Annotated in this window: 7 protein-coding genes; all 7 read right to left on the reverse strand. The window is 40.6% G+C overall.

The window, feature by feature from the left end; all coding sequences use genetic code 11:
* Positions 1-718: 718 nt before the first annotated feature.
* Positions 719-1,084, reverse strand: a complete 366-nt coding sequence (locus KUL49_RS20510; protein WP_131138439.1) for a hypothetical protein — start codon at positions 1,082-1,084, stop codon at positions 719-721.
* 117 nt (positions 1,085-1,201) lie between these two features.
* Positions 1,202-1,555 carry a hypothetical protein gene (locus tag KUL49_RS20515; RefSeq protein ID WP_131138440.1) on the reverse strand — a complete coding sequence of 118 codons (354 nt, stop codon included), beginning with the start codon at positions 1,553-1,555 and terminating at the stop codon, positions 1,202-1,204.
* Positions 1,556-1,687: 132 nt separating this feature from the next.
* Complete coding sequence (locus KUL49_RS20520; RefSeq protein ID WP_131138441.1) at positions 1,688-2,221, reverse strand: DinB family protein; 534 nt, start codon at positions 2,219-2,221, stop codon at positions 1,688-1,690.
* A gap of 108 nt (positions 2,222-2,329) precedes the next feature.
* Complete coding sequence (locus KUL49_RS20525) at positions 2,330-2,938, reverse strand: hypothetical protein (protein WP_131138442.1); 609 nt, start codon at positions 2,936-2,938, stop codon at positions 2,330-2,332.
* Positions 2,939-3,858: 920 nt separating this feature from the next.
* Entirely contained in the window at positions 3,859-4,851 is a 993-nt protein-coding gene (locus KUL49_RS20530; protein WP_131138443.1) for a hypothetical protein, read from the reverse strand.
* 115 nt (positions 4,852-4,966) lie between these two features.
* Positions 4,967-5,266: a hypothetical protein gene (locus tag KUL49_RS20535; RefSeq protein WP_131138444.1), complete on the reverse strand. Its 300-nt coding sequence runs from the start codon at positions 5,264-5,266 to the stop codon at positions 4,967-4,969.
* Between the two features lie 346 nt (positions 5,267-5,612).
* Positions 5,613-5,943, reverse strand: a 331-nt coding sequence (locus KUL49_RS20940; RefSeq protein ID WP_207308469.1) for a hypothetical protein, incomplete at its 5' end; no start/stop codon positions are given.

The following is a 5,943-nucleotide window of genomic DNA, read 5'->3' on the forward strand; positions in this document are numbered from 1 at the left end:
TCTAAGTTATTTACAAAGTCCGCCATTTCGGGGGCCTCTAAGTTAAACCTGACTTTTCCAATATTCAATTGAGCGAGATGCATATTGTCTCCTTGACTTTTAACTTAGAGAACGCGTTTTATAAAGTTAGACTAGGTCTAGTGCTTTGAAGTGTCTGTCTTGGAATTACTTTACGCATTTTCCAAATAACTTACTTTTGAATGAAGAAAACGGATAGTTAGCTCCAATTTTAAAACAGTTGCTTGAGCAGTCTGCTCAGATGCCTGTTCAGCACATTGGCACCCAAAGAATCGGTGTAGGCCATCTTTAAAAGAATAAATAGGTTAACTGGTTCTTTTGAAAGGGGCGCTCGATTCATTATTTACCTTGATGCATAACGCCTAGCTAAACTGGCGCAAAATAGCAGGCTAAAATTAGCGACGAAGGAGCGCAAGCCTGCTGTTTTTCGTCCCTTGGTTAAAGCGTTTGTTATGTTTAAAACACTCTTAATTGTAAGGTTCAAGCTTAACATCTAACTCAGGCACACCAGTTAGAATTGGGGTTAATCGCCAACCATTTCTCAGGTTATCGTAAGCCTCAGGGAAAAATAGAACACCAGACTTTTTAATCGCTTTATTGGATATAAAACGTTTTAATTTTTTAAAGACATCTTTAGAGCGCTGAGTTTCACAAAAGCCATCAATCGTACTTTGTAAAATTGTACTTCCCTCAACCTTATCTAAACCACTACCCTAGGTGGTTTACCGTGAAAGTCCAAGTACAGTTTTTTGAGATTATCTGGGACGAGAGGCCAGCCACGTTTAATACCTTCTTTGGTACCTTTCCAGAATAAGTGCTCTGTATAATATACATCTATGTACTCGAATTCTGCTTCGGTTGCAGTATCTAGTTTCTCGCTCATGTAATGCAACTGCTCAAGTGCTTCTTCTAAGTTGCCTTGGTTTAACAAAATAGTCGTCAAATTTGCAAACTCTCCCATTAGAAATGTAAGCGCCCAACTCTCATGTTTTTCCATAAGAGGAACAACGTCAGGAAACTTAGTGCGGATCTCTTTTAAGAATCGTCTTATTTCTGATTTAGCCATTGATTTCTCAGAAGCTTCTAACATTAAGCTAAGAGGCGCATATGCGCTGAGCATAATGGCGAAGCCGCCCCGCGTGTATGCGTCACAGTGAAGGTAGTGAGTGAGTTTATTTGGTTGTTAGCTACCACAGTTTAAAAAAACTGCATGGCTAAACACGTTTTTTGCTTTTTCAATCTCACTCTCTAGATGCTTAGGTTGCACCCAGACATCAGTTGCGTTGCTGGTGTTTTGAAAGAGGCTTAATCTATTACCGTGAACCTCAATTTTCACAACGCTCTCAATTGGAATAGTTTTCTTGCTTGCTAGAGTAAACTGAAGCTTATTAGTTCGATTAATCAGTACCTCGTTTCCAATAAGCTCAAAAAGTTCTCTGTTTCGATTCCTGAAGTGCAAGATAAAATAATTGGACGCTAATGCAATCAATAGAATTAAAGATAGATTTTGCATTAAAAAAGAGAACGATTCTTCCATAATTTCCTCTAGTAGCTAACACTAAGCTATGGGGCGATAACACATGGGCTTAAATTATGAACGAAGAGACGCAGCCCATGTATTAGCGTCCCAGCGAGCAGCGCGAGCGCCTTTAGTGGCTTGTTATGCCCTTTACCCGTTGGGTATTTTAACCAGCAAATCCGTGACGCCTAAATCTACACTAAGTTGTGACAACAGTGTAGACACCTGTCCACGATGATGAGTTTGATGGTTAAAGAAATGCAGCAGTAGATGTGCGAAGCATTTTGAATACGAGACGCCCCTCATATTTTGATAGTTTAGGTTACTTGCTAAAATGCCCTCGGAAAGCTGATTAACAAAATTCAAGATTGTGTTGTCCAGACTTACTCTTTCTTGTTTAAGCAGGGCGAGCTCTGAGAACAGAAGTGAGTCTAGTTTTTCAGGCTTAGGCTTCGATGCTAACGAATCTAATGCAGTAAAAGTTTTAGAATGAGTGGCAAAACGTTTAAGCCAAATTATATCTGCCACCAAAATATGATTGAGTGTACCAATGATAGAATCAAAGAAAGCCCCTCTATCCTCGGCAAGTTCCTCTGAGCTTAAATTCGACGCAGCAGAATAAATAGATGCGTTCATCCATTTATTGTATTCAGCCATTAATATGAAATTGCTTTTCGTAGACATTCGTTTTCCAAGAGGGCATAACTTTTCAATAACGGGCGCAGGCACGTAGGGCATAATGGCGAAGCCGCCCCGCGTGTATGCGTCCCAGCGAGCTACTACAGCAGATTGTTAGGCACCTTCTGGTATTTCAAAATAGCCTTTCTCAAAGTTTGAGATGACCCTAAGTAGGTTTTTTATACAAAGAATACGGTCATCCATGTAGTAACAAAGAAGCCAGTCTAAGGTTTTGCTGTCCATCGCTTCAATAAGCACTTTGTATTTTTCTTCTGCATCCGGTCGACCATGAAATGCCTTTGAGTTAAAATATGTAGTGATTAGTTCGCAAGCGTTAACACCTACCCAGTCTTTTAAGATCCCCTCGCTTTTCCATATGCACTTCAAAGATTTTAGATACTTTCTGAATGAATCTTTGTCAGAGTACCTACCAATTGCACCTGAAAAACGCAAGAAGTTGGTGGGCTCGTCATTTCCAATAAAAAACCTAAAGTCTAGAAACAGCCCTTTAAGACGGTGCTTATCAACTTTGACTTCAGCTCCAGTAACCAAACCGTTTGAGTCACGAAGTAGCATATGACCACCACCAAAATCGAATCCTAATTTTTTTATATCTTCGTAGTTATCGAGTAATTCTTTGGCTCTCACAATATAAAGCTGAAAATCGCTGACTGATTCAGGGTCTATACTTAAGTTAATTGGAATTTTTATAAATGCATTCACGCCAACTAATGCCTAACGCTAAGCTTTGGGGCGCTAACATGGGACTATAATCGCGAAGCGGCCCCGTGTTAGCGTCCCAGCGACCGAAGGGAGTGCCAACAGCGTTTTGTTAGGCGTACAACTGAAAGTACGCAGCTTCGCTGTCACCACTAGCCAAATAGACCGCGCGTTTAAATTATTGAATTTAAGATAAAACAACCCTGTGCGAAATGCCAGATGTTACCGGTAATACCGGATAAAAGAGCGAGTGTAGACAACTTGTAGTGATGAATGTTGGCGTTGCGATGTTGATGAAAAGCACGTTGCTAAAGTCATTTGAACAACTGACAAAGCTAATCGCAAAGACAACCTAGCGAAACAACCTTGGTGCTGGAATGTCACGGTTGAACCTACTTTTAAATGCTGTAAGTAAATGACGCCTAACACTAAGCTAAGGGGCAAAAGCACAATGCGATAATCGCGCAGCTGCATTGTGTTTTTGTCCCAGCAGCCCGCGCAGCGGGATGCGACTTAAGCGTTTTGTTATGTACCACCTTTACACTTGAAAATGGAGTCACATTTTTAAGCCTGATGCTTCTTAATTTTTTTGCTGATGCCCAGAATGAAATTCTGCATTTGTTTATCGAAGCCCAAGGCGTACCCAATAAATAAAAATAGTATCCCACCAGTTGCAACGACCTTAAAAAACGTGAAGTCTTCAGTTTTTGTTTGGAACATCAGTGCGGCAATGGATAAGCCGATTAAAACAACTACGAATCTCCATATACCAGTTGCGAATCTATCTCTTTTTTTCTTATAAAAACTCCTGTTTTAAATTAAGCATATAACGCTAAGCTAACGGGCACAGACATGCGGCGAAAATGGCGAAGCCGCCGCGTGTTTGTGTCCCAGTGACCAAAGGGAGCGAGTTAAGCGCCTTGTTATGCCGCGTTTTTTGCATGTTTTACACTGTTGATAAAGTTGTCCGGTGAGTTTACACCTAAATACACGTCCGTTTTTCCGTTTATAGGCGAACAGAGTTTTATTGCAACATTTGGAACACCAGAATAGTTGAATCGTTTGACGTTGCTTGAGCGTTTCACAAACACATTGTTTGGGCATATTTCTGAAACATTGCTCAGTGGAATTGTAAAGGGCGCATATACCCCGTAACGAATGATTAAATTATTCCCATGAATTGAAACAGGCCGCTTGCCGACGGCTTTGTATTCTGCAAAGAAAAATACTAACCCAAACAAAGTAAGTCCCGTTGCAATGTTTGCTGCGGTACTTGACCATAAAAAGTGAAGGAGCAGATGAGCGAGAGGAATTTCGATAACGATAAGTAGAATAAAACCTAAAAGGTTGCTGTGAGCGCCATCCTTTTTATCGTAGTAAAAATGCTGATTGCCGCGATAAGCGCTACTTTGTATTTGGGACGCAAAAAGTGCAAAGCTCCAAACGCGTCCTTCGAGTGAAAGGATTGAGCTGAACAAAGAGGAGCCAAAAACTTTTTCGATAGGATTAGCGACCGCTAAATCTGGATCTTCTTTTTTCGCAAGCGAAGCGCGAACGGCTAAACATACTGTAACCAGTGCTGAAAGCTCTAAAACAAGAATAATGGCCAACACAAAATAACGACCACTTTCGAGAAAATGAAAAATAACTTTGTTTTGTTCTGGAATGATAAAGCTTCCAATGTATACAGAGGTGCAACATAAAATGGCCGCTTTCAATAACGCTTTTTGTTTATCTGATTCGCAAAGGAAGCACAAGATTGGAAGCACCAAGAGAGCGTCAAGCATAAACAGCCACTCATGTTTCGCGTTTCCGTATTCGTTGAGAGCGTTTAATGATGCGTAATAATACCCCCACCAAATCGATATAAGGGTTAAAAACGCTAGTGGGATTTTGCTTTTAATACTCGGTTTCATAACATCCTTTGAGCGGCATAACGCTTAAATATGGGGCACAAACAGGCAGGCTACAATGGCGAAGCCGCCTGGCTGTTTGTGTCCCAGCCCGCCTGCGGGCGACATAATTTTTTTGTTATGCCTCAACTGTTGAAGTAGAAACGTCAGTTTTTTTAACTAGTGCAATACGATAACCGTTGAAGCTTTTCGCTAGGACCCGTTTTAGTGCAAAGATTGCAAAAAACACACCGATAAGCCCACCTGACAACTGTGTAATAAAGGCCATAGTTGTTGCATCTATATTTGTCGCCTGACCTGAAATACCTACTATGAAACCAAACAGGAAAGCAACCGGCAATGTATACGCCATAGAGCGCCAAAACCAACTCCACCATATCCTTATTGCTTTGGTCCATGTAACTGTTAATTCTTCCATTATTTTCTCCTTGTTAAACTCGATGGGGCATAACGCCCGCATAACGGGCAAAAATACGTAGGCTACAATACCAAGCGAAGCGCAGGGAGCCTACGTGTTTTTGTCCCTAGCGAGCGTAGCGAGTGTTAATGCGTTTGTTAGAGCTACTTACCCTGTTGACGTAAAAAATTGAATATTGGTTCTGTTGGTAATAAGTAATTTTCACTTTTTTGTTCAGAATTAATCATATCGTAAACAATTAGAGAGTGTTCGTTTGTGGCATCTATGGAGCAGCACCAATTATGAATGGAAAGAAAGCTATTATATCTTTGATTAGCGCATTCTCCATACCCTGGAAAGTCCTCAGCTACGAAAGGTATAAGTAGTAGCAGATGTTCTGAATTTTTTCTCTAATTTCATGTGCGTTAATTCCAGTAACATTTAGTAGTTCTCCTCGCTTTACATCACCTTTAAAAGGTTCTAAAACTTCGAACACCGAGTAATCCACGCTGCATTTGTTGTTATTAGTAACAGATGTTTTTGATTCAACAAGTCTTGCATGAAGAACATGAGATGAATATTCGAAGTTCCATTCAAGATCTAATCGTTCTGGCGATGACTCGAAAGTACAGCCCAGTACCATTATTGACACCCCAATTAACAGAAAGCGAAACATCATATGAATTTCCATGTAGCTC

The sequence above is a fragment of the Alteromonas sp. KUL17 genome, from assembly GCF_006538305.1.
GTDB classification, from domain to species: domain Bacteria; phylum Pseudomonadota; class Gammaproteobacteria; order Enterobacterales; family Alteromonadaceae; genus Alteromonas; species Alteromonas macleodii.